At 54.8% G+C, this 23,899-nt stretch carries 19 protein-coding genes; 12 read left to right on the top strand and 7 right to left on the bottom strand.

Going from position 1 to position 23,899, the window contains the following annotated elements; all coding sequences use genetic code 11:
• Positions 1 to 80 precede the first annotated feature (80 nt).
• The 5 genes from AACH73_RS18355 (at position 81) to AACH73_RS18335 (ending at position 7,948) form a co-directional block, all read left to right on the top strand.
• Positions 81 to 1,862: a ribonucleoside-diphosphate reductase subunit alpha gene (locus AACH73_RS18355; protein WP_226746271.1), complete on the top strand. Its 1,782-nt coding sequence runs from the start codon at positions 81 to 83 to the stop codon at positions 1,860 to 1,862.
• Positions 1,863 to 2,155: 293 nt separating this feature from the next.
• A complete protein-coding gene (locus AACH73_RS18350) occupies positions 2,156 to 3,505 on the top strand; it encodes an SWIM zinc finger family protein (protein ID WP_338736452.1) in 1,350 nt (449 codons plus the stop codon).
• On the top strand, positions 3,502 to 6,444 hold the full coding sequence (locus AACH73_RS18345) for a DUF6493 family protein (RefSeq protein ID WP_338736451.1): 2,943 nt from the start codon (positions 3,502 to 3,504) through the stop codon (positions 6,442 to 6,444). Before AACH73_RS18350 ends, AACH73_RS18345 begins: the two co-directional genes overlap by 4 nt.
• Positions 6,445 to 6,541: 97 nt before the next feature.
• Positions 6,542 to 6,979 (top strand): hypothetical protein, encoded by a 438-nt coding sequence (locus tag AACH73_RS18340; protein WP_338736450.1) that lies wholly within the window; start codon positions 6,542 to 6,544, stop codon positions 6,977 to 6,979.
• A 441-nt stretch (positions 6,980 to 7,420) separates the two neighbouring features.
• On the top strand, positions 7,421 to 7,948 hold the full coding sequence (locus tag AACH73_RS18335; protein ID WP_338736449.1) for a hypothetical protein: 528 nt from the start codon (positions 7,421 to 7,423) through the stop codon (positions 7,946 to 7,948).
• A gap of 149 nt (positions 7,949 to 8,097) precedes the next feature.
• On the opposite strand, the gene AACH73_RS18330 is transcribed toward AACH73_RS18335, so the two are convergent.
• The 6 genes from AACH73_RS18330 to AACH73_RS18305 form a co-directional block, all read right to left on the bottom strand.
• On the bottom strand, positions 8,098 to 9,006 hold the full coding sequence (locus AACH73_RS18330; RefSeq protein ID WP_338736579.1) for an alpha/beta hydrolase-fold protein: 909 nt from the start codon (positions 9,004 to 9,006) through the stop codon (positions 8,098 to 8,100).
• 297 nt (positions 9,007 to 9,303) lie between these two features.
• Positions 9,304 to 9,609 (bottom strand): hypothetical protein, encoded by a 306-nt coding sequence (locus AACH73_RS18325; protein WP_338736448.1) that lies wholly within the window; start codon positions 9,607 to 9,609, stop codon positions 9,304 to 9,306.
• Positions 9,610 to 9,840: a hypothetical protein gene (locus tag AACH73_RS18320; protein ID WP_338736447.1), complete on the bottom strand. Its 231-nt coding sequence runs from the start codon at positions 9,838 to 9,840 to the stop codon at positions 9,610 to 9,612.
• Positions 9,841 to 9,987: 147 nt separating this feature from the next.
• Positions 9,988 to 10,914 (bottom strand): HEPN domain-containing protein, encoded by a 927-nt coding sequence (locus AACH73_RS18315; protein WP_338736446.1) that lies wholly within the window; start codon positions 10,912 to 10,914, stop codon positions 9,988 to 9,990.
• Positions 10,874 to 12,550, bottom strand: a complete 1,677-nt coding sequence (locus AACH73_RS18310) for a type IV secretory system conjugative DNA transfer family protein (RefSeq protein WP_338736445.1) — start codon at positions 12,548 to 12,550, stop codon at positions 10,874 to 10,876. The genes AACH73_RS18315 and AACH73_RS18310 overlap by 41 nt, the downstream gene beginning before the upstream one ends.
• Before the next feature lie 23 nt (positions 12,551 to 12,573).
• The gene (locus tag AACH73_RS18305; RefSeq protein WP_338736444.1) at positions 12,574 to 12,843 is read right to left on the bottom strand and encodes a mobilization protein; all 270 of its coding nucleotides are present in this window, start codon (positions 12,841 to 12,843) and stop codon (positions 12,574 to 12,576) included.
• Positions 12,844 to 13,347: 504 nt separating this feature from the next.
• Here AACH73_RS18305 and traA point away from each other — a divergent pair.
• From traA to AACH73_RS18270, 7 genes are all read left to right on the top strand, one after another.
• A complete protein-coding gene (gene traA, locus AACH73_RS18300; protein ID WP_338736443.1) occupies positions 13,348 to 16,635 on the top strand; it encodes a Ti-type conjugative transfer relaxase TraA in 3,288 nt (1,095 codons plus the stop codon).
• An 11-nt stretch (positions 16,636 to 16,646) separates the two neighbouring features.
• A complete protein-coding gene (locus AACH73_RS18295) occupies positions 16,647 to 17,363 on the top strand; it encodes a DUF6118 family protein (RefSeq protein WP_338736442.1) in 717 nt (238 codons plus the stop codon).
• 1,133 nt (positions 17,364 to 18,496) lie between these two features.
• On the top strand, positions 18,497 to 19,018 hold the full coding sequence (locus tag AACH73_RS18290; protein ID WP_338736441.1) for a hypothetical protein: 522 nt from the start codon (positions 18,497 to 18,499) through the stop codon (positions 19,016 to 19,018).
• Positions 19,011 to 19,286: a hypothetical protein gene (locus tag AACH73_RS18285; RefSeq protein ID WP_272741128.1), complete on the top strand. Its 276-nt coding sequence runs from the start codon at positions 19,011 to 19,013 to the stop codon at positions 19,284 to 19,286. Before AACH73_RS18290 ends, AACH73_RS18285 begins: the two co-directional genes overlap by 8 nt.
• Before the next feature lie 1,367 nt (positions 19,287 to 20,653).
• Positions 20,654 to 20,956 (top strand): hypothetical protein, encoded by a 303-nt coding sequence (locus tag AACH73_RS18280; RefSeq protein ID WP_272741126.1) that lies wholly within the window; start codon positions 20,654 to 20,656, stop codon positions 20,954 to 20,956.
• 1,265 nt (positions 20,957 to 22,221) lie between these two features.
• Positions 22,222 to 22,668, top strand: a complete 447-nt coding sequence (locus AACH73_RS18275; RefSeq protein ID WP_338736440.1) for an Imm26 family immunity protein — start codon at positions 22,222 to 22,224, stop codon at positions 22,666 to 22,668.
• A gap of 168 nt (positions 22,669 to 22,836) precedes the next feature.
• Positions 22,837 to 23,283 (top strand): hypothetical protein, encoded by a 447-nt coding sequence (locus AACH73_RS18270; RefSeq protein WP_338736439.1) that lies wholly within the window; start codon positions 22,837 to 22,839, stop codon positions 23,281 to 23,283.
• A gap of 161 nt (positions 23,284 to 23,444) precedes the next feature.
• On the opposite strand, the gene AACH73_RS18265 is transcribed toward AACH73_RS18270, so the two are convergent.
• The gene (locus tag AACH73_RS18265; RefSeq protein WP_338736438.1) at positions 23,445 to 23,822 is read right to left on the bottom strand and encodes a hypothetical protein; all 378 of its coding nucleotides are present in this window, start codon (positions 23,820 to 23,822) and stop codon (positions 23,445 to 23,447) included.
• Between the last annotated feature and the right edge of the window lie 77 nt (positions 23,823 to 23,899).

The following is a 23,899-nucleotide window of genomic DNA, read 5'->3' as shown; positions in this document are numbered from 1 at the left end:
CAGGGACCGACAACGGGACGTCCAAGCCGCCGCCGAATAAGCCCCTTACTGTGAGAAAGAAGGAGGCTCCGGAATTCAGATTGGTCAAATCTGTGGTTACGGATCCGCGTCTTGACGCCAAACTGACCAATTTTGGCAAAAAGACGCTCGATGACCGCTATCTTCTGCCGGGTGAGACTTATCAGGACATGTTCGCCCGCGTTGCGACGGCCTATTCCGATGACTCCGAGCACGCCCAGCGAATATACACCTACATGGCCAATCTGTGGTTCATGCCGGCTACGCCTATCCTGTCGAACGGAGGCGCCAAGCGCGGCCTGCCCATCTCCTGCTTCCTCAACTCGGTGCCCGACTCGCTCGAAGGCATCGTCAGCGTGTGGAATGAGAACGTGGCGCTGGCCTCGAACGGCGGTGGCATCGGCACCTATTGGGGCGGCGTGCGCTCCATCGGGGAGCGGGTTAGGGCCGGGGGGCAGACGGCAGGTATTATTCCATTTGTTCGGGTAATGGACTCGCTGACGCTGGCCATCTCCCAAGGTAATCTGCGGCGTGGTTCGGCTGCCGTCTATATCGACATCCATCACCCGGAAATCGAAGAATTCCTCGAAATCCGCAAGCCGTCGGGCGACTTCAACCGCAAGTCTCTCAATCTCCATCACGGTATCTCGATTACTGACGAGTTCATGTTGGCAGTGCGAGATGGTAGCCCGTTCGGACTACGCTCGCCCAAATCCGGCGAGATCATGCGGCTGATCGACGCGCGCGCCCTGTGGCAGAAGATCCTCGAAATCCGCATGCAGACGGGTGAACCCTATCTGATCTTCGCCGACACGGTGAACCGGTCCATGGCCCCGCACCAGCGTGAGTTGGGCCTTAAGGTCAAGCAATCGAACCTGTGCGCCGAAATCATGCTGCACACGGGTAAGGACCATCTGGGGCATGAGCGCACCGCCGTGTGCTGCCTGTCCTCTGTCAATGCCGAAACCTTCCTCGAATGGCGCGACGAACCGCGCTTCATCGAAGACATCATGCGCTTCCTCGACAACGTGCTGGAAGACTTCATCCAGTCGGCCCCGGACGCCATGTCGGCGGCCGTCTATTCGGCGCAGCGCGAACGCTCGGTCGGCCTCGGCCTGATGGGCTTCCACTCCTTCCTGCAATCGCAGGGCGTGGCCTTCGAATCGGCCATGGCCAAGTCGTGGAACATGCGCCTGTTCAAGCACCTGCGCCGCGAAGCCGACAAGGCCTCGGTCAAGCTGGCTCAGGAGCGCGGGCCCTGCCTCGACGCCGAAGAACGCGGCGTGATGGAACGCTTCTCGCACAAGCTGGCCATCGCGCCGACCGCCTCGATCTCGATCATCTGCGGCGGCACCTCGGCGGGCATCGAGCCGATCCCGGCCAACATCTATACGCACAAGACCCTGTCGGGCTCGTTTGCGGTGAAAAACCCCTTCCTGCAAAACCTGCTGGCCGAAAAGGGTCTCGATACGCCGGAAACCTGGGACTCCATCGTCGAACACGAAGGCTCGGTGCAGCACATCGACGCTCTCAGCGAAGACGAAAAGGCCATCTTCAAGACCGCCTTCGAAATCGACCAGCGCTGGGTGGTGGAACTGGCCGCCGACCGTGCGCCGGAAATCTGCCAGTCGCAATCGCTCAACATCTTCCTGCCGGGTGATGTCGATAAGTGGGACCTGCACATGCTGCACTGGACGGCGTGGGAACAGGGCGTCAAGTCGCTCTACTATCTGCGTTCCAAATCGGTGCAGCGCGCCGCGTTTGCTGGCTCGGAAGGCAGGGGCAGGATATCGACGTTGGGGGTAGGCAAGACCGATTATCAGGAGTGCTTGACCTGTCAATAGATGTTGCTTTGAGGCATGTCCCGAGGTCAGAGTGAACTGCTCCGAGTTTGCCGGGGGCTCTACTCGGGAGTAGATTGGTCGGGGCCGTCGCGATGTCTGCTTACGGGTTGCCTATGGGCTAGACCTCGCAATGACCGCTTCGGGCGCTCACCCGACTCTCGGGACCCGGCGCCGATAGCGGCCCGTTCCAGGAGGAGGCATTCCGACGACCTACGGCAATAGCATCCCGATAGCTTAGGTGTTGTCATACTTACCTGACTGTACTTAAGTGTCACTGCGGCGAGGGGGCAAACGTGTCGACGGCAATTGATTTTACCTATCAGTACGGGTTCCAATCCGGGGTAGAACTGACGGCAGGCGGAAAACCTCTACTTTCGCTGGCCACATGCGGCGCGGACCATTCACGACCCCATTTCTTTGATGGCAGGGTGCGTAAGCCCAGACTGATGGGCGAGATGCTCTATGTCCTTAGCGATATCGTCCGGACCCATTTTTTTCTCCCTCGCCCGGCCCTGCTCGATCCCGTGCTGACTAGCAATGAACATCTGTTGCGGCTCGAGGGGTTTAGCGGGTGTTGCGGTGTCTACGCACGCGTCGACCTACCGGAGTCGTTGTTCGACGGCGAATGCCACGGCCGAGGCACCACAAACGTCGATTTTAATGCCCCTATGCGCAACGCTCTGTTACGCGTGCGCGACCAGGATGAGGTCCAGTTCTCAGTTGGTACTGACGAAGTCGTTCTCGGCAAGGATGAAGACCGCATCGTTGAGAAAAAGGTCAAACTGCCTCTACGTTGGCTAAAGGGGTTCAGCGAGGTTCAGGCTTACCAGACACGCCTTGAATTGAAGATGGAGGTGGGAGCTGCTGACGCGCTTGCTTTCGTTCGGTCCTTACCGAAGGCGTCAAAGCCCAAGATGCCGAGCTACGCCGTCTCCGCCGCCCGGTCGATCCGCCTGAGCCAGCGACCGCAAGCCGGTGCGGTGCCCTTGCTTGGTACGCACCGCGTCAAAGTGATCGAGCCGCTTTTGGTTCGCGCGCGCAGTCTTAAAGTTTGGGCTGATGATAGTAGCGGTGCCAGTGCCTGGGAGGTTTGCTTTGAAACCGGCTCTTTTTTCCTTTTGATCAGCCCAGACGTGTTTCGCGGCTTTTCCGGAGAAGGTCAGCTCCTTTCAGCGTTGGCGGCTCCACCGTCAGACTTGATCATCGCAAAGGTGCGGGCCAGCCTGAAGTGGCAGTCGCAACTCGACGCAAACCAACTGGCGCAGAATTTGGGCCTCGACGCGGCCGACATCGAGGCAGCACTGGCCGTTTTGGGCAGCCGAGGACTTGCAGGTTTCGACGCCAGTTCCCAACACTATTTTCATCGCGAGTTGCCCTTCGACCTTGCCACGGTTGAAGACATGCAACCGCGTCTGCTGAATGCCCGGAAGCTTATTGCCGACGGCAAGGTAATGCGGCTGGACGGCGATGGTCTTTATGCCGTCCAGGGCACTGGGACAACGCACCGCGTTCGTCTTTCGGAAGGTCTGTCAAACTGCACCTGTCCTTGGTTCAGCAAATATCAAGGCCAACGCGGGCCGTGCAAACACGTTCTTGCCGCATCTTTGATCAACGACGACGACATGAGCATGGACGTTCAATGACACCTGACGACCTTGAACAGCTTATCCTGGACCCGAAAGACCATTCGCTATTGCAAAAGGCGTTGGCTCCGCTTTCCGAAAAAGACCGCGCTAAGTTGTCAGGGTTTGCGCAAAAGCTCCATTCCCAGCTTACCCGAAGCAAAGTCGCGCCGGATGCGTCTGACCGGCTGAAAACCTTTCTCGCGCCACGTTCCGGTAGAGGAGGAGACTTTTGGTACACCCCTCACAATCGCGGTGCGACGCTTGCTCTATTTGGTCTGTGCCCCGGCTCCGTGCTGAAAAAACGAGGCGTAACCATCCATTATGAAGACCAACAGGTCCTTGAACGCATTATCGAGGATCGAAGGCCTGAATGGCTCGATGATTGGCTTGCGTATTCGCTGGATGAACCCTTCCACCGATTGAATTTCGATACGGTCCGCCGGTGGATCAATAACGGCCTATGCAACAAGCCGCAGGTTGACGGCTATTACCAATTGTTCGCGTCTCACCTGATGCGTCTGCCCCGGCACAATAGCGGTGAAATCGTTCCTCCGATCAGCCAACAGTTGCTGGCCGACCCGGACATGCTCAAGGATATCGGCGCCCTCTTTCGCGTCGAAAGCATAGCGTTCAATACGAATAGCTGGCTGACTAATGGAGCCCCTTCGAACTACGAGACCTGGCCAGATGCGCTGGTGAAATTGTCGGCTGAAGGCCACGTTGACCGTGGGCATTTGCTAACCAGCATTCTGGAAGGCCTAAGGCTCGATCTCAAACAGAACCAGTTGTCCGGCTTCCATAGCCTCTACCGCCGGCTCGCACCTAGTCGCGACGAGCGGCTTCAGCATCAACCGGACTATATCGCTCTGCTGTGTCACCGCGTAGGCCATGTCGCGAAATTCGCGCTGGACATGTTAAACGAAATTGAAAAGGACGGAGTGCTGGACACCGGCGCTCTCCTTGGCGAATTACAACTGGTGCTTATTGGCGACAGCAAAGGCAACGCGTCTGCAGCACTCAAGCTTATCGGACGCATTCTTGCCCGCAAAGACGAGTTTGAGCCCCTGGCCCTGGCGACTGCAAGCGAGGCGCTGCGCCATGCCGCTGCAGACGTTCAGGGACAAGCCTTGTCCCTTCTGGAAAAAAGTGCTTCTCGCTTGAATAACTTGCAGCTAGATGCGCTCGGCGATATGGAAGCCTTCTTGGCAGCCAGTCACCGCCAAAGGCTGTCGGCGCTTCTATCGGCGCGGCAGTCAAACACCGAACCGACGATACCGGCCGCGCGCACTTCTGTCGTCGACGCGTCTCCATATTTCGTGATCTCCGCGGATATCAACGATCATAATGTCCTTTTCCCCGAAGACCGCCTAACGCCCATTGGCTCAGTCGATGAGTTGATTGACGCGCTGTTTCACGCGGTCGAGGTCGTCGAGTCCCCAGACGAGGTGGAACGAATAATAGATGCCATAGGCCGTTTCGCGGGCGATAAGCCTGCCGATTTCCCCGATCGTATTGCGCCCCTGCTTCATCGCCAACGCACTCAAGCCCAAAGTAATAAGGGCCTTGTTGTGGTGCCCTTCGGTATTGGCGGAGCCTTATTGGATCTCCTGGGTACGTGGATCAGCGGACAATTGGTCGACACGGCACGAAAGCCGGAGAGTCACGAGACCGCTTATGAAGCTTTCGTACCTTTGCGCGCCCATCTGGGAGAGCTGGCACAGCGCGTCGCTCGAGGACACCCATTCGTGGTCTTGTCCGCCCCGACACACAATGGCGGCTGGATCGATCCGCTGGTTTGGGTGGAGCGTCTGCATCAGGTTTCAAGCGAAGACGCAATCGGCAGCATGGATTTACGCCTGTCATTGCTGAGGCTGGCTCCCGATAACCGCAGAGATGCGTTGCCGGCTTTGGATGGTCTGCCCGACGGTTTACGCAGGGTCGCGGCTTTTGCTCTGGGCGGGAAGGAGATGCCCGAAAAAGCAGACCGCAGCGGCTACGCCGCCTGGATATCCGCGGCAAGATGCCGGGCGCCGTACAAGGACTGGCGCGCCGAGTTCGAAGCACTGAAGCTTTCTGACCGATGGATGGACAGCCTTGTGCCGGCGCAATACCACTGGCAATCGACCCATAGGAAGCAAACCTTCCAAAATCAAACGTTCAGATTTCCGCAGTTCGACATTTCCACGGGCGCTACGAGTGCTGTGCAGCCGGAGAAGCCGGGTGGCTTTCTTGCCGGCTTAGCCCAGGCGGTGAGCAATCCGCTCGCCACGTCGTGGGAAGCGATGCCGTCCGCCGCATTGGTTCGAGGAATCGAACAAGAGCGCCACTGGTACACACAGTATGAACTCTATGCCGTGTGGCTGACCCGATGGTTGGCTTACATTTGGCCACAAAACCCTTCAGCCGTGCACATGAAAGCGGTAAAGGGATTGGCGACAAATATCGATGAGGCCGGCGGCACCTGGGGCCCCCGGTTTGGGTTCTTTTACGCGCTGTTCCAGAAAAACCGGCCCTGGCGCGAAGCTGGACATCTCTTACTATGTCTCGGCCTGGCAGCGCGCGACGCCGACGTTAAAGGTCTAGCCGTGGATGCGCTGATCGAAGGTATAGATAGCCGGCTCTTCGATCCTGATCTTTTTGTAGCGACCGTCTCCCGGGTAGCTGAGGGAGAGTGGCTTAAACTTAACCGAATGGGTCAGAGCTTAGCGACGGTCATACAGGTCTCGCCCCTTCATGCTGCAGTGATCGGTTCCGTGGTGCAAAAATGGCTTCCGACACTCGATCACCATCAAACCAATAGCTTCGTAATTCTTGAGGTTCTCCTCGAAGTGCAAGCCCTGACTGCGGCGCCGTTGAGCCCAGACGCGCGAGCATCCCTTAGTATGATAAAGGGGGGTGGAAAGACAGCGAAGGCCGCGAAGCTGCTATTGAAGCGAGATGTGGCAGCCCGAGATTAATGCAGCTGTGGCCATTGGGCCGACTTCCGCTTCGGGCGCAAGGCGGTTGACCGTCGCTTGTGCTGATGCAATCGTAGCGAGCGCGACAGGGTAAAGAATGTATATTAAAGCGAGCTCCATCGGTCTATTATGCTCATTGCTTCTTGCGGGATGCGGGGATGTCCGCGAGCGAACGCTCACCCCATCCGTCCTTGAAAGCGATAGCAAACTCAAGCCAATCTTACGACGTTTGCAACCGGAAGACCGCGAGCTTCTCGTTCAGTATGTATTGGTTTACCGATTTGAGGTCTTACCGGTGTTCCGGGGCGAGCCGCTTGTAAAACAGCGCACGGTAAATGTTGGGCAGGCTATTGATATTTATCGGCAGTTTCGAAAGATCAACGAAGACTGCCACAGGAATTTAAGTCCTGTCGCTGTCCGCTTGGCGGATCTCAAGCTTAACTCTACCTCAAACTCGGATGCTGTTGAGGTCGAGCTCAACCGGTACACTGAAATAAAAGCGAAATGTTTTGCGCGAAAACGCGCTGTTAAATGACCAGAATTCTGACTATTCTAATTCCAAGAGATGAGTGATCGCGCGCATTTTCGTCGCATGCTATTTGACGCGCGCCGTTTAGGCGATGAGGGCAGCGACGTTGCCCCATGTCTTGGTCCGGTTGGTAGGAGAAAACTGGGACGGTGATGACCGCTTACGGGCGGTCAGGTCATTAACTCGACATATGACCGCAGTGGGCGCAAGCGCGACTTGTGCATCCCGGTGCAGCATCCGGTCCACCTATCTCTAAACTCCTTGCAGACCTATCGGAGTTCCTAGGCCGAAGCGGTTCCATCGCTCATAGCCGCAGGTATTGCCCACGTACAGGCAGCCGGAGGCGAGCACATTCCCGCACGCCTACATGGCAAGTTTATGCCCCTGATGTCGATAGGTGACGCAAGCCCTCGTACGCGTTACAACGTTGCATCCATGGGTGGCTACATGATCAATTTTGAAGATATGTTTGTTCTGGCCTTACGCTCAACGTACGCCTGCCTGATAAGCGCGTTGTCCGGTGCCGCACTTTGGCTCGTCTTTTTTTCGGCATCTGTCGTTCTCCAACTCTCGCAGAGCGTGAGCCTCCAGCACGGCATGGCGTTAGCCGTGGAGGGAGTGATAAGCGGCGCGCCGATGATGTTGATGGGGGGCGGTGTTGTATTTTTAATCATGGTATTTCTAGGAATGCCGCTCCAGGCGGCACTTCAAGCTTTACGGCAGACAAGCTTTCTACCAAATGCAGTCCTGGCGGCTTTGATGGGCTCTGCTCTGTTTTTGCTAGCCAGCGAAACTTTAAGACCGTTCGAAGGCTACAACGGCGCTTGGAATAGGCCGCTCGAGGTGAGGTGGAACGAATTGGGTATCGGTGCCGTGCTTGGTTTTTATTTTGGCTCAATCGCATGGCTCGTGCGTAGGCCCGACAGGGATGCGGCTAGGGTTAGGAAGATCAGTACGCCGCTTACGGTTTCCTAATCGGAACTAACCGACTATCTCTTCTCTTCCGCTATCGGGAGTATGTAGCGGCGTTGGCATGGATGGCTGACCGGTATGGGCGCGAGGTGGACCCTCCTAACAAGGGGCTTGGTCAGTTCAAGATATGGCTTCCCTCTGCTGCTTTCTGGTTATCCGGCGTCACCAGGAAAAAGGAAACGGACCCCTTGCGTTGCCGCCGGGTGATAGATGGTCGCGTGGCTTTCCGCCTTGAGCGGATGATAGGCCCAGATAAGATTATCGGCCGGGTTGCCTTGCAGCGCCGTGACCAGACGATCTACACCCGCCTGCATGGCGCCGCCTTCATTGCCTATGGAAAGCCACAGAGTTCGCGGCGTTTTCGCCTTCGTCTTCAATAATGAATCGGACATTTTGGACAGATTGCCATAGTCCCACCATAAGCTGGGGCTGACGGCGATGTACTTCTGAAACTGTCCGCCAAAGCGCAGAAAGGTATCGACCACAAACAGGCCCGCTAGCGACTCACCCATGATCGCGTTCACTCCGTCTGTGCGGTAGGCTGCATCGACCAGAGGCCTCAATTCTTCGACCATGAAGCGGCGGAAAAGATCGGCCTTTCCGCTGGTCGGCAGATCCTTTTTTTCCTCTGGATCGGTCGAGGGCGTGGTGAGCTCGGCCTTGCGGTCCTTGCTTTCGATGCCCACAACGATCACGGGCGCGTTGGCCCCCCATGTCCCACCCTGTTGAACCAGGCTTGCAATGTGCGCGAAATCTTGCCAGCCGTCTCCGCCGTCGAGGAGATAAATGACCGGATAGCGTTTGTGAGCGGTTGCCGGATCGGGATATTCGGTGGGCAGGGATATGTTAACCCTACGCGTGTCGCCGAGAATATGGGACGTGATGCGATAGCCCTTGCCTATTTCTACGGGAATCCCCGCACCGATGAAGCCCGTTTCCTGAGGCGTGGCAAAGGCGACAGCCGCCGTAGCGCTCATAGCAGTGCTTAGAAGAAACACCCGCCGCGACAAGACGGAGGCCGGTGTACCGGCACCGAGGGCGCCGGAGCTAAAGCTGTCCATCTCGTCCAAAACGTACCCCCTTTGACCGCACTCATGCGGTAGCTTGTTGGATGATAATCATTGCAAGTGCCCTTGGGAAGTCGAGAAGCTGCGGGCAAGGTTGGGCATCAAAGCCAGCTTTTTCCCATCAAAATCCATTCGGCGCGCCGTTGCGCCGTTCCTCCGTCCGAGAAACTGGGATGACCTCGGTTTAACCTACAGCGCGGTTCAGCGTTCCCATAAGTCTGTTAACTAGCAGGTCTAGTGTTGCCGGGTCGTAGGCCATGCTTTTGGTTACCGGCTCGGGATAAGGATCGGTTAAAATGGCGACCAGCTCCCCATATTCGGTCCGAGATATCTTCCATCAGGTCGGTTGACTGGTCGATGTAGGACGGACGCCGCGGCTGTCATTATGGCACCGCCAGCCACTTGAGTGTACCATTCGAAGTCCATTCCACCAGCGGCGACTTCGTCGTTGCGTTGCGCAAGCAGGATTAATTTCAAACTGCGTGCATCATTGACTAATCTAACCTCCAGAGTCTGATCCTTGAAAATGCTCTTCGTGTTTGCCCCTAGACGCTGTTCCGTCATGGACCAAAACATGGCACTATTCTGCAGTTCCATTTACCGCTCCTGCAGGTCCAGGTCCTCGACCGCCGTTCTGTGATGGTAGGTCCTGCCGGAATTGATGAACTTTTCAACCATAGCCCATGCCTTTTTGTCCGGTGTTTTCGGGGCCTTGAAATCGCGGCCCATGAAGTGGGCCACGCCGCCGCAGTGCGGGCACTTGTGACTAAATTGACGTTCAAACTGCCTCGCAGAACGCTCAAACTCTGTGCGGGTCGACTTTCCCATAGATCGTGGTTTTGCAAGGCTGACCAATGGCCGCTTGAACGACTTCCTGCAAGTGAAGCAGGCAAAGGGGAAAGCGTGCGTCCCGCATCCGTAATCAAGCGGGTTATGCATTTTTTGGCTCCAGTCCCTTGAAAACAAAGCAGGGCCCTATACCAGACGTTCCTGGCACGCGGCCGCTACCGTTTTTTGCAACAATTCGACCCGCTCACTAAGCCACTCCAGCTCGTCTTCACCTATGCTGTAGCTTGCTGAGTAACGGGCCTCGACGTACGCGCGCCTCAGCCGATCGAAGGCTTGGCGGTGCAGTTTTGTATCGTTCAGCCAAATGCCCCTCAGACGGTCATCCAATGCCTCTGCCTGGGAGCTAAGCATAGTGATGCGATGGCTCTTGGGGCTGTACAGTGATAACGTTAGCAGTACGCAATGGTAAAATGCTTCAGCGGCTTGATGTAAGTTGAACGCTGCTTTGTTCGAATGGCCGCGGCTTTTATGGAATTCGACAGCTTCGATGAACTGGCTCCCCGATTGGAACCACTGCTCATAATGCCCCCTGGCCTCCGCCAGCCGCTCTGCCTCTGTCAGCGGCTTAGGTGCCACCAGCGGATGCCCCGGGGCCTCATACAGCATGATGCCGTCGCGGGCGATATCGACGAAGAAGGGCCGGCCTCTGGCGAGGTTATCGTTCACTTCGGCCAGGCTGTGCACGATGAAGTTGACCGGGGTGCGGATATGCTCAGTTACGGTGTATTCGCGGATCAGATGCTCGTCGGCCCTGGCCCAGTAGTCCTGCAGATCGGTAAAGGCCTGACCGTTGACGACGATCAGGAGATCATAGTCTGAGCGATAACCGGAAGAGCGGTCTTCAACCCAGTCTCCGCGGGCATAGGACCCGAAGAGGATGATCTTGAGAATCCGCCCGGCCTTGCGCTTGTCAGAGAGCGCGGTCTTTGTCGCATCCTCGAACTCGTCAAACAGGATCTGCACGACACGGGTCAGTTCGCGACGTTTCACATCCGGAAGGTGTTCGAGCTTATCAGCCAGCATCAAAAAGGCCCCGCAGTTCGCGATCAGCATAGTACCGGAGCCGGGTTGCCACAATGGGGCGTTGTCCATTGAGGAACAGGAGCTGTGTATCCGGATGCATCCGACGCACCTCATCAGGCGTCAGAAGGGGCCTGCCGGTGTGATGCCCACTGTAGGAGATGCCGCTCTTATCGGAATCGAGATTGCGGTTTCTCGCTTCAAAGCTAACGGTCTCCTGTCCCAGCAGATCCGACACCAGCCGTGAGGTCTCATAGTCGTTGACGCCAAAGACCTGAAGCACTCCGGCGTTCGACAGAAACGTGCCGGCCCTCTGACCATAGAGGGCGCGTAACTGATGGATGTCCTGAAGGATAGGCCACAGCTGTACGCCATAGCCTGCCATCAGGCCCATGGCGCGCTCTACGAAGGACAGATAGCCGAGACTCGCAAACTCATCCAGCAGGTACAAAACGGGCGAGGGGAGACGGTGCCTTGCCCGCACCAGTTCCGTCAGACTTTGCGTCACAAGGAGCCTGAGCCAGCGCGCATAGGTGTCGAGCCGATCCGGCGGCAGAGCGAGATACACGGTGGCCACAGAGTGCTTCAGATCGCCAAAAGCAAAATCCGACCCGCTCATCACCTCCGTCATACGCGGACTATCCAGAAAATGCGTGTGCCGCTGGGCAGAGGATAAGACGCCTGCGGCCTCCCGATCGGCCTTGGACCGGTGGCGGTTCGCGGCCCGCCTGATCAGCCCATGACAGGCGTCACTGTCCTGCATCTGTGATAGAAGCGCCATGAACTCCGGTACATCCAGTGTCAGATACTCCCGCAAGGTCGCCAGACTGCGCCGGTGCCCAAACTCCTCGGTGGCGATATAGAGAATAATCCCCGTGATCAGGGCCCTGGCTTCTTCGTTCCAGTGCGCTTCCCCGGCGGTGCCTGGGGCATCGCACACCAGCGCATCGGCAAGCAGCGCCGCATCCTCCGCAATGTCGGGACTGTTGGGGTCAAGTGCCGCCAGCGGATTGAACGAAGCCGAGGGTATTCCCGTCACCCCGAAGGGATCCAGAATATAGACCGGCCCGAAGGCTGAGCGGGCGCGGGCGGTGATGCGGGCATTCTCCCCCTTGGGATCGACACAGACGACGGAACGATACTGCACAAGAAGGTTCGGGATAACGGTCCCCACGCCCTTGCCCGACCGCGTCGGTGCCAGTGTCAGAAGATGGGCCGGGCCAGCATAGCGGATGAGCTTGCCGCTATGCATATCCCGGCCGATCAGAAGCCCCTCACGGACCTTAGAAAAGGCCGCAATCTCCCGCTTCTCAGCAAAGCGCGCCGAGCCATGGGTGTCTGATCCATCCCCCTCATCCAGATGATCGAGAAGGGGCTTAATGAGAAGACGCCAGAGTACGGCAAGGAGGATGCCCACCACGATCAGATCCAGCACCCGCCGCAGAGGCTTTCCGCCGATCCCAACTAAAGCCAGACGCCCCTCAACCCACTCAGACAGAAGCGCCAGCAAAATCAAAATCACGAAGGACAAAACAAGGGCGACAACAACGTGCTTCCACACCCGAAACGGCGCCGCGAGAATCCAGACAAAGGCCCAGACCGGATCACGCAAAGCCCGAACCAGACCCTTGCGAAGTGCGCGTAGCACCAGAAGGACAGAACTGATCATCCCCGTGCCCCCCAATAGAGTCCCTAGCCGGTCTTGCCCGGACCGATCAGATCCTCGAACAGACGCCGGTCAATGTCGCGTGTAAGGAACCCCGGCAGCTCGCGCAGAATGAAGTCGCGCAGATAGTCCGCGCTGCTCTCGCGGCCCTCTTCGAGACGATGCAGAACCAGCGCCCCCAGCAGCACCTTGCGGCGCGTGTCTCTGGCCCGCTCATCCTTCGACAAGCGTGCCTGCAGTGACTTGCGCTGCGCCTCAAGCTGGGCCAGCCGTTCCTCAATGGATTTACGCGCCATGGAAACCCCCTTTGCGAGACACCAACCGCCTAGACACGCCCACACACCTTGCCGGCGGCTAACGCAAAGTCAGACCGACCAGGCACCAGTCCCAGCAGGGACCGGCCAGACCCACCAACGCGATAGGTGAGACGATAACAAATACCACCATTGCGCGCAATGTCTATTGTGGTATCGTCCCGATAATCCGGCCCGTCCGGACGCGCGCAAACCGCGCAGCACACCTGAGAAACCCGGCGAAGCGAGGGGTTTGAAGGGCGCACTTACGAGTTGCTTCGCAACTCAGGCGCGGCATCGCCAGAAGCGATGCGAAGAGAAGGCAAGACGCGGGGGCGCCGCCCCCGCACCCCTTATGTGGCGTGGCGTACCGTGTCGCCTGTGGAGCCTCTCCTTGTGGTGCATGGACTGCCACGACGTTGTGCAGCGTTCCGAACCGTACCGTAGCGTCGGCGTTTGTTTCTGAGTGTTCTGGCGTGTCGTCTGGATTTAGCCTGAGAGCGGATCATGGCCATCTACCACCTGAGCATGAAGCCCATAGCCCGCGGGTCGGGTCGCTCCGCCGTGGCCGCGGCCGCCTATCGCTCAGGCACCAGACTCACCAACGAACGCGATGGCCTCACGCATGACTACACCCGCAAGGGCGGCGTGGAGCATACGGAGATCGTCCTGCCAGAGGGTGTCGATGCCAACTGGGCACGTGATCGCGAGCAACTGTGGAATGCCGCAGAGAGGGCCGAAAAGCGCAAAGACGCCCGCGTCGCCCGCGAGATCGAAGTCGCCCTGCCGCATGAGCTGAATGCAGACCAGCGCTTAGAACTGGTCAGAGAGTTTTCTCAGTCAGTTTCTAATAAATACGGTGTGGCCGTGGACTTCGCTATCCACGCACCAGATGAAGCCATGGATGAGCGCAATCACCATGCGCATATCCTCCTGACCACCCGTACCGTTGGCCCTGACGGCCTCGGCGACAAGAGCGACCTTGAACGTGAAAACAAATGGCTGAAGGCGCATGATCGGCTGACTACGGACCAACAACTCAAAGCCCTGCGTCTGGAGTGGGAAGAACGCACTAATCATGCCCTCGCCAATGCGGGCCATGACATCCGTATTGATCACCGCTCGCATGAGGAACGGGGCCTGGAAATTGAACCCACCCAGCACGTGGGCGTGCACGCCACACAGATGGACCGTCGGGGTCAGTCAGTAGAGCGCGAACGGCTGGCCGAGGAGGCGAGGGCGCGCAATGCCGATCTGATCCGTCAGAACCCCAATCAGGTGCTCACCCTGATCACCGGAGAGAAGAGCGTCTTCGACCGCAAGGACGTCGCCCGCACACTCCATCGCTACATCAATGAGGACGCCTCAGAATATCAGTCGCTCTTCACGAAAGTCATGGCGTCAGATGAACTTGTACGTCTGGCCGAAGGCCCTGACGGTACGCGCTATTCCACCCGCGAACTCGTCGAGCTCGAAACGCGCATGGCAAGCCATGTCGAGGCCATGGCGGAGTGTACCGATCACACGGTCGCAGACCGGCATGTAGAGCGCGCCATAGGCCGTCAGGACGAGGCGATCAGGCGAAGCGTTTCTGCCAGTTTGCCGGACGAGATATCCGCTTCAGAAAGGGCGCGCCGTCTCCGAGATGTCGGCATGAGCGAAGAGCAAAAGGACGCGGTCCGTCACATCACAGGTGATGCGCAGATAGCCGTCGTTGTGGGCTTCGCCGGCGCCGGCAAAAGCACAATGCTCGCAGCAGCCAAAGAGGCCTGGGAAGCGCAAGGCTACACCGTGCATGGTGCAGCACTGGCGGGTAAGGCGGTGGCCAGTCTGGAAGAGAGTGCGGGGATCGAAGGACGCACACTGGCCTCATGGGATACACGCTGGAAGATGGGCACGTCTGAGCTTGGCCCAGGCGATGTTCTGGTCATAGACGAAGCCGGTATGATCGGCTCACGCCAGATGGATCGGTTTGTGTCGGAGGCCGAGCGCACAGGGGCCAAGCTGGTGCTTGTTGGCGACCACGAGCAGCTTCAGGCCATTGGTGCCGGCGCACCCTTCCGGGCCATTGCCGAACAGGTGGGCTATGCCTCGGTAGAGGACGTCCGTCGCCAGCGCAGTGACTGGCAGAAAGATGCCTCCAAAGCCTTTGCCACCCAGCGCACGGCCGAAGGAATGGCGGCCTATATCGCGCACGGACATGTGCACCTCAAAGTCGACCAAAACGAAGCAACAACCGCACTTGTCCGGGACTATGTGAACGACGTCGAAGCCCGCCCGGATGGCACACGCGCGGCCATGGCGCATCGGCGCGTCGATGTGCGCGAGCTCAACGACGGCATCCGTGAGGAACTGAAGGCGAGGGGGCATCTGAAGGGCGAAGACGTCACCTTCAGCACGGAAGATGGGCAACGTCCGTTCACCGAAGGGGACCGTCTGGTCTTCCTACAGAATGACCGCGAGATGGGTGTGAAGAACGGCACGCTGGGAACGGTCGAGCGCATAGAGAACAGCAAACTGATCGTCAGACCCGATGGGAGCCAAAAGACCGTTGAAATCGACGCCTGCAGTTACAAGGCCTTCGATCATGGCTATGCGACCACCATCCATAAGACGCAGGGGACGACGGTTGACCGGGCCTATGTTCTGGCCTCAGAGACCATGGACCGGCACATGACCTATGTGTCCATGACCCGCCACAGGGACGAGGCCACCCTCTATGCCGGTCGGGATCAGTTTGATGATCATCGGGACCTGACCCGGACCCTGAGCCGCTCCGGAGCCAAGGAGACCGTTCTGGACTATGTGGACTCAAGCGGCCGACGCCACGACACCGGACAGCCAGCCACAGGCACCACAGGCTTTGCACAGCGCCGCGGTATGGACAGCGACATCATCTATCCGGCGCGGCAATGGGCGGCCCCGGAGGCAGGGCCAGAGGCCGCGACAGAGTCCGTGCCACAGGCAGAGACGAGGCAGGAGCGTAGCCGAAGCATTGATGCCGCGTCAGCAGCTCACATAAGGCGCGACATCTTTGCCGGCTTGAAACTGCCGGTGACCGACACCGACAGTGGCAAGGAGCCCACAGCTCAAAAGCGCGACATATTCGCCGGACTGAAGCTGCCGGTGGCCGGCATAGACAAAGACTTCGATGCCGAAATCAACAGGGATCGGGACGCTCACAAGGTTTGGCGGACACAAAAGCCTGAGAGAGATCTGCCCTATGTCGGCAGTCGTTCACCGCTGGAGAAGGCCACCGATCGCTATGCCCGGGCTTACAGCGACATCCAGAAAATGGAGCAAAAGGGACTGCCCGTCCTCGAAGGCCAGAAGCAGGCATTGAATCAGGCGGCGGAAGCGCTCGAAAAGACCCAGCCCGGCGCGGCCAGTGTCATGGCCTCGGGCCTCGAACACGCACCCGGCATGCGGCGCGCCGCAACGGAAATGACTGGGGAGGCGAGGACGCAGGCCCTGATCAAGGGCATGGCGCAGGAGCGTCAGGCCCTCGCTGACCCGGCTGTTCGGGCTGATCGAATGGTGAAACGCTGGAAGGCTCTTACTGAACAGCATGACCGTCTCAGAGGCTGGCAGCACGCGGATGCGCGCAAGGCTCTTGAGCAGCGGATGCAGGAGACGGCGAGGGAGATCGCTCGTGATCCGCAGATGGAATCCCACCTGCGTTACCGGCGCAAGGAGCTGGGTCTTGGGCTGGAACAGAGCCGGGACAGTCTCAGCCGGGAGCTTGAGCGGAAGCTTCAGCGCGGCCTGGAACGAGACCGGGGGTTTGAGCTGTAGAGGGGGAGATCATGGAGGACGACACGTGGCCTAAGGGCAGCACCACTGATGAGGCGGAGGCCGCCACAAAAGCGTTTGATGGGCTGCGCAAAGCGATCGACAAGCGCGGCACGGCGACAGCGGCGGAGCTGAAGCTTATCCGGCAGGGCGTGGAGGCCCTGTTCGATCAGGTCGAAGCCCTTCAGGCGAGGCCCGACCTCGGACAGGATCTGGCTGGGCTCAAGGAGGTGTGCGTAAACATCGCTGACAGGTTGAAGGCCATGGAGACCACGCCGATGCTTAAGGGAGGCGTTCAGGCTTTCGAGCGGGCAGGCGCGAACGTGGTGTGGGCCGCGGTCAAAACGCTGGAGCAAAAGGCCCAACGCTTTGACAGTGCCGCCTTTACGCTCGAACGGATCACAAGGAATCTACAGGATCGGCAGAGGCGGTGGACGCATTTGATAGCTGTCGGCGGTCTCGGGTTGCTGGCAGGCGTTCTACTGGTGTTGTTCGTGTTGCCGAGACTGCTGCCGCTGGAAGTCAGAACCCAGGTAGCCGCTGCATTGGTGGGGACCGACCGGTGGGAGGCAGGTGCGGTCCTGATGCAGGCGGAAAAGCCCGAGGCCTGGGCTGCAATTGTCCACGGTGAGAAATTAAGAGAGAAGAACAGTCAGGCCTTAGGCCGCTGCCGAGAGTTGGCAAAGAAGAGAGGGGCGGCTCAAAAATGCAGCATTACAGTAGCGCCGTAGCGCCGGGCTCCAGGTTGAAATCATCCTTACGTGGCTTCGATCAGACGCAGACCCTATCTGAGGCCTAGGCCATGGCGGATCGCAACCTTGGCGATGATCATCATACGCCGTTACCGAAGGCACTGAGCGCGACAAGGCGTGGGAGAATAGGGAGAAAGAGTTCACCTTGCCACCGCCTGAGGTCGTTACGTGAGGCAGCGCAAATGTGACATCGGGATGTAGGGCGGGCGCTCCCTCTGTTCTGAGAAACCTCCTGCTTCCCGGTCAGCTGAATTGGCAATGAAAATCGCGAGCATCTTGGATTTGCACAACCCTGTGCTAGGGTTGCGCTTAGTGCAAGGGGGCGGCCGGTGCTTGTGATGCGGCTGGCGAAATGGCCGCGCAAGCCGGTAAAGATACGGAGGGGAATAGAGAATGCCGATATCTAAAGTTTCTTATATAAAATTGTTAACTGGTCTTCCGCTTTTTGCATTTTTATCATTAACCTCTCCCTTGTTGTTATTCTCTGAGTTTGCATTGGGTTACGATTTGATAAAGCCATCAAAGTATGGTGCGCTTTTTATATGCTCGATTATAAGTATATACCCTTTGTCATATTTATTAGCTATTTTAATTAGGGCATTTTTTTTCAACGGATTAATTATATACTGTAAATCGGGAAAAATATGCTACTTAAGTTCTATTTTAAAATCGGTCCCGGTGTCTGATGTTAAAATCGTGTCTATAAAGAAAATAAATTACGGTATATACAAGCTAAATTCTATACAATTTGAATTAAGTAATGGCAAGACAAAGTATATTCCTATTGCCTTATCAAGGGAGAGTCCTGAGATAATTGTTGAAAGGGTGGGGAATATTATAAATACTGGGCGGTAAAAATCGAGCATGATCAATCAGTGATACTTTGGTGTTGAGTTTCGCCAAAATCTGACCCTTTGAAGCTTGTAATTTTCGTTTCACGTTGACACTTGGTTCAGCCATGAGCCCGTTACACGATCTGGGGAAGCGTGGGTCAATCCACAGAAAACATGGAGGGGCAAGTTTTGAGGAAAATCAACGGTCATTAACTTTCAGGTGGAATTGGTCGTTGGCCGATCTACCACTAAATCGTTGGGGGGGGGGGCTTTTGAAATATGATGATGCAGTATTCCGTGTTTGAGAAAGGGCGTTCTGCTCCGGGCAAACCTCATCACATGTATGTGGTAATTGAGGACTCCGAGACTGGTGAGAAGTGGATCGCTCGGGGTGGACCTGACGCGAAGGGCATAATGTTTTTCGCAAAGGCTCTAACCGACACCCTAAAGCTAACATCAGAAGTCACAACTGCGGATAAAAGTCAGGATACTCAAGTGATAAAAGAGGGAAATAAATTAGTTAGCATACTGGACTCTACAGTAATAGAGGGTATTTCCGGGCGTGAGGCTGCTAATCAAGATCAAGAGTATTCAAACGCAGTCAACGAAGCGGCTATAGACTATACAGCTCATTCGAATTCCAACAGTTTTGCCGCCGGAGCCTATAAAGATCTTACAGGCAGGTCAGCGGGGAACTCGGATAACTGGGGCAAGGATAGAGACCCTAGCCAGATGACCCAATTTCGCCTCAACAAAGACGATGCATGGCAGAGCCGACTTCAGGATGCGAAAAATGAATAATAAACAGAAAGGGACGGTGATATTTTTTATTGGATTAATTCAATCAGCTATTGTTGTTACTGATTTGTCCTTTGAGTTATTTCAGCTGATTTATATTTGGAGTAGATGGGTGGGGCCGGCATTGTTCTTGATGTTCTGGCTTGGTGTAATTCTGATGATTACTGGGGTCTTCACCTATTTTCACCAAAAAGAAGCCCAGATCATAATAGCAATACCCCGCTCAAGTAGGTTGGTGCCTGTAAATCATATGATCGGGCGATTGGTTTGATCGAGCGAGTGCAGCCGTGTCTGAAGTTCGCCTAAAGGTCTTTGAAATCTGAAGAAAACTGCCTCAAGGCGATTTTTAGCCAGCGCGTGGATCGCGACGGCGAAAATGCGCCGTAAGCCACGGAGGCAACAGGGGAAAATCCATCCCGATACGATCTGCCGCGTCAGAGGTGACAGCTTTTACAAACCGACCCCATCGGGTCAAAAGATGACCTCAATCTATATGCTTACACAGGCGGAGACCCCGTCAATAAGGCCGATCCAACTGGTCTGAGGCCCCCAACGGACCGTGAAAAAGATGTCCTTCGGCTGATATTTGGGAATTTATACTTTGACAAAGTAGACATCAAGAATGGATCTGCGGGAAACATTGCAGCTATGGTGGCTTTTATGAATGACTCGCCGGCAATTACAATCGAGAATAACATATATGTAAACAAAAACTACTATTCATATGATCTGTCGAAAACCGATCCCGGGCTGTTGGCGCCCGATTATACTCACGTTTGGCAATATAAGTACGCGCCAGATAAAACTAGGCCGTTGGGTATTGCAGCGGATTCAATTAAAAAAAATGTCTGGCAAAAATTCATATGATATAACCGAAGTCAACATTGATACAAAATTTAATGATCTGGGCAAGGAACAGCAAGCGCAAGTGGTCGGAGGCTATGTTGATTCGCAAAATAGAGGGACTCATCGACCTCTGACATGTTCTCCGTCGTGTTGAAGTCCGGAGGTCTGATCCCAGATGTAATGAGGGAAGAAGAATGGTGAGACTGAAAAATAAAATAAATTTTATTGTTAGTATTTTATGCGCTTTAAGTGCTCTAAGTATTGCCTCTTGTTCAAGTGGGTTGGACATCGAGGTTGATCAAGGCAATGGGCAGACGTCTTTTCATGTCTTTTCATCAGGTGTGAATTACAGAAAGCCTTGTGTTAACAGCGTAAGTGTTCTGGATGGAAACGATTTAATTTGGTCAATAAGCAGCTCTCCCAAGTGCGTTGAGCTAAAACATCTCGTATATGGAGAAGTACCGCCTGGGTTTTCAGAGTACGTGGCTAGTCGCCCTCTCGTTCTTGGTAGAAATTATTTCTTGCGCGCGTCAGGTTACGGATGGGTCGGGCACGCAAAGTGGACTTCAAAACCTCTTGATGCGCAGCACAAACAGCGAGTGGAAGTTCAAATGTAAATATTTGGGTGTGTGACTGTGTGTTGAGTTTCACAGAAATTTGACCCTTTGAAGATTGAAATTTTCGTTTCACGCTGACCCCTGGTTCGGCCATGAACCCCTTACACGATCTGGGGAAGCGTGGGTCAATCCATAGCAAACATGGAGGGTCAAGTTTTGAGGAAAATCAAAAAAGATGGGTCAAACTGCAACTTTCCTCATTATTTTTGAAGTCGAAGAGCGGTACGCAACTGCATTCTCAGCCAGCGTTAAAAGCTTAGGTGACTGGGCAATCCTCACGCCGACAACAATAATGGTGAGAACCAAAAAATCTTCTGAGAGCGTCATGGAACAACTGCAGTCCTTGATTGGACCGGGAGATAGCTTGTGGCTCATCACTCCGTCCGCGCCGTGGAGCGGATATGGCGACCCCATTGCGTGTGATCACGTCGAGGCAGCATTGGGCCCGGAAAGCGGAAACTGGGTGCCGAAAGATTAGCCTGCGCTTCATTCTCTGGTCCTCTTTTAGGGGCCAGAGCCAACTCTAAACTGGATCAATTCCAGGGGGCAACGTCGGAATGAATAATGTAAATACGAATGAAAATCCAATGAGGCGCCAAGCTGGATTGCCTGAAAGGATCGCTTACGTCGTTAACAAGATAATTTGGGGGCCCACAAATTGATAAAGCCTTTCATCTTTACAATCGCATTGCTTTTACCCTTAGGAGAGGTCGCTAGATCAGAGGTGGCGACTTACGAAGTTTTCTATTTCGATTTTTCTATAGATCCTTTTGTTCCCACTTCGGAAAGTGATATAGAAAAAAGAGGCTGTTTATACTACATTAATTCTAAGGATTTCCATTCCTCTCTCAGAGAATATAAGCCAAAATCAATATATGACTCCAGAAACGTGAAAGTAAAAATTATTGGCAACAGGGGCCGTGTGTACTTTGTTGATGCGGACGGTAATGTTAAATCTGAAAATGCGCGATATTACGTTGAACCAAGACAATTTTCGTCACTACTGAAACCCAAAGGCAGTTACTGCAGGTAACCTCTCCGCGATTTTGTCGAATTTGGCGGCACGCGCCCTCTTCGGTAACTCTTATTTCTGTGGGGATTTTTTTGGCCGATATCAAATCCATCCACGAAGCGTCGTTATCCCAAAGTTCGCATGCTGGTTTCTTATGCGAAACATTGCCACAAAAGCCTAGGTCAGGGATGCCTATGTCACGCCGTTCGGGGCGGCGCAGGTGTTCACAACGGGCACGGCCAAGGTTGATATCCGCCTGCCTGGCGAATGGTGCCGGGACGAAGCCGCGTGCTCAGGTCTGAACGAGAACCATCACCGCGTCTCAATGATTTCTGTGCGATCGGAAGAGTGGTCGCTCCGAATTTTCTTAGTGCGAGTATTCTGGGAGCTGGCGTTGGGAACTACGATTGGACGAAGGGCTTCCCACGGAAAAAAATGCGGATGCTGAGAAATATGAAAACGCGACGAAGGTATGTTGCTCGGTATGGGATCGCTTTCGGTGCTACGATCGCGATTCAGGCACTCATAGTATTTAAAGCGGTGAAGGAGAACGTTTTGTTCTCCCCCGGATCTCTCGTAATTGTTTTTGGATTATTAGTTTGTAACGCTGCCATGCTTTGGAAGGCAATTTCTGGATATCCGAAATCGCACCATAAGTAAATCCGATATGCTTAATCACCCATTTTAGTGTAACTGTTGCGAACGGGCCAACTGTTTTGAGATTGTTATTCGTGAAATGGGGTGAAGCTGCACTTAAAATAATGGCTATTAAGAACATGATAACAAACATGATGCCAATAAAAAAATCAAACAAGTCCATCTGTGCCGGAGATGTATTTGTGTTAAATATCAAGGACTGTGGTTATATATTGGGCTTGGTGATCAAGGCGAACATAGATTTTCCAAACGCACCTATGCATGGCTCTAACTTGATATATATTTACAATCAATTTGTACCTGATTTTAATTTTAGCGGGCCTATTCCTTCTCCCGACAAGCTGTTAATTCCGCCGGTTTGGATTAATAAAATGCCTTGGACAAAGGGATTATTCGCGAATATAGGAAAATCTGATTTAACTGTAGATAAAGTTCTTAAACAGCACTGTTTTTATTCTGTAGCAAGGCGCACATTTGTAAACGAAAAATGTAATTCCAAAGCGGGTCGACCCATGTGGTGAATGGGCGCTTAATAGCTACAGATCAATTGACGATCTCATTAGCGATGCATTGGGAATTCAGAGAGCCCCAGATTCGTATTAATATTTAGACATACGCCTGCTAGGTTGTGGGTTCCAAAAGACGAACTGTTTGAACTGATGATATAGCGCAGTTGTAAAGGTATAACTTTGAAAAGACAATTTGGATCTATATTAACAAGGCTTAGTGTGGGCAATTCAATAACTGTAACTGAACATTATGTGCTTTCGATGTTAGTTGATTCTCTTCCTGATCATGCAAAGAATATTGTTGAGCGCCAATTTGAATTATACGACATAATGCAGAGGGAGGTGGATGGAAGAGCTTTGATTTTTTTTGTTTGCAAAAAGGTTATTGGCAATCCCGTTTCTGTTCCATTGCTGTCTGGATCCAAACTGGAAGACTACCCCTTGATTTCTGGTACGTTTTCCATAAAAGGAGAACCTAAAAAACTACATGCTAAGCTTCATGTCGTGCATGGTCGCGTTTTTTGCTTAAAATTGAGCTTTTCGATTAAGCATTTAAGAGAGATACAGTACATTCAGTTGATTAAAATTAAAGAAGTTTGGCGTTCTAATTTGCCTATTCACTGTTGAAATTCACCTAAACTGTCAAATCGCAGTCAAAACACACCCCTTTTCGCGTCCTACATAGTCTTCTGAGGCGCATACTTTACGAGGGGATCGCATAGCCTAAGGGGGCGAGTTGGACGCGAAGATCGACCTCTAGGAGGCCAGAATTGCGGGCGAATTTACAGTCAGGGCTGACTGAGCCGCTTCCTCACCCACTGAAATGGGAAAACTAAGACCTTAACCGCAGTGTTATGAAAACGGGTCCCCAATAGCACCGCGACTACGAAGTAAAGCGCTATCCTTATTGCCTCCAACGTGTTCGCGTCCTCGCGCTCTGCTTGACAACTTGCAATATGTTCAAAGTCTTTTGTTTCATCGATCGGCTGACCGGCACGCAGGCGTTCCAGTGCATGGCTATAGCGTTGAGAATTCCTCTCTACACACGCGTGATAGCTGCCGCTCAGCGGGGCGAACATAGAAAGTGCCAAAAGTCCATAACCGAGCACCGCACATTTTAGGCCCGGCATCGCCGTGTTTTTGTACCAGGAGTTTTTTTTCTTCATGACGCCTCTCAGTCCACCCGGGCGGTTACGGGAGGTTCGCCACAGTTATCCACTATTCCGGACTCAACGCAAACCTC

Source organism: Asticcacaulis sp. DW145, from assembly GCF_037101385.1.
GTDB classification, from domain to species: Bacteria; Pseudomonadota; Alphaproteobacteria; order Caulobacterales; family Caulobacteraceae; genus Asticcacaulis; species Asticcacaulis currens.
This window is presented reverse-complemented; position numbering and strand designations above follow the sequence as displayed.

Excerpts from the sequence above, each read along its gene's own strand:
- AACH73_RS18345 (WP_338736451.1), top strand. The coding sequence starts at position 3,502 with ATGACACCTGACGACCTTGAACAGCTTATCCTGGACCCGAAAGACCAT.
- AACH73_RS18340 (WP_338736450.1), top strand. The coding sequence starts at position 6,542 with ATGTATATTAAAGCGAGCTCCATCGGTCTATTATGCTCATTGCTTCTT.
- AACH73_RS18335 (WP_338736449.1), top strand. The coding sequence starts at position 7,421 with ATGATCAATTTTGAAGATATGTTTGTTCTGGCCTTACGCTCAACGTAC.
- AACH73_RS18330 (WP_338736579.1), bottom strand. The coding sequence starts at position 9,006 with ATGGACAGCTTTAGCTCCGGCGCCCTCGGTGCCGGTACACCGGCCTCC.
- AACH73_RS18325 (WP_338736448.1), bottom strand. The coding sequence starts at position 9,609 with ATGGAACTGCAGAATAGTGCCATGTTTTGGTCCATGACGGAACAGCGT.
- AACH73_RS18320 (WP_338736447.1), bottom strand. The coding sequence starts at position 9,840 with ATGGGAAAGTCGACCCGCACAGAGTTTGAGCGTTCTGCGAGGCAGTTT.
- AACH73_RS18315 (WP_338736446.1), bottom strand. The coding sequence starts at position 10,914 with ATGCTGATCGCGAACTGCGGGGCCTTTTTGATGCTGGCTGATAAGCTC.
- AACH73_RS18310 (WP_338736445.1), bottom strand. The coding sequence starts at position 12,550 with ATGATCAGTTCTGTCCTTCTGGTGCTACGCGCACTTCGCAAGGGTCTG.
- AACH73_RS18305 (WP_338736444.1), bottom strand. The coding sequence starts at position 12,843 with ATGGCGCGTAAATCCATTGAGGAACGGCTGGCCCAGCTTGAGGCGCAG.
- traA (WP_338736443.1), top strand. The coding sequence starts at position 13,348 with ATGGCCATCTACCACCTGAGCATGAAGCCCATAGCCCGCGGGTCGGGT.
- AACH73_RS18295 (WP_338736442.1), top strand. The coding sequence starts at position 16,647 with ATGGAGGACGACACGTGGCCTAAGGGCAGCACCACTGATGAGGCGGAG.
- AACH73_RS18290 (WP_338736441.1), top strand. The coding sequence starts at position 18,497 with ATGATGATGCAGTATTCCGTGTTTGAGAAAGGGCGTTCTGCTCCGGGC.
- AACH73_RS18285 (WP_272741128.1), top strand. The coding sequence starts at position 19,011 with ATGAATAATAAACAGAAAGGGACGGTGATATTTTTTATTGGATTAATT.
- AACH73_RS18280 (WP_272741126.1), top strand. The coding sequence starts at position 20,654 with ATGGGTCAAACTGCAACTTTCCTCATTATTTTTGAAGTCGAAGAGCGG.
- AACH73_RS18265 (WP_338736438.1), bottom strand. The coding sequence starts at position 23,822 with ATGAAGAAAAAAAACTCCTGGTACAAAAACACGGCGATGCCGGGCCTA.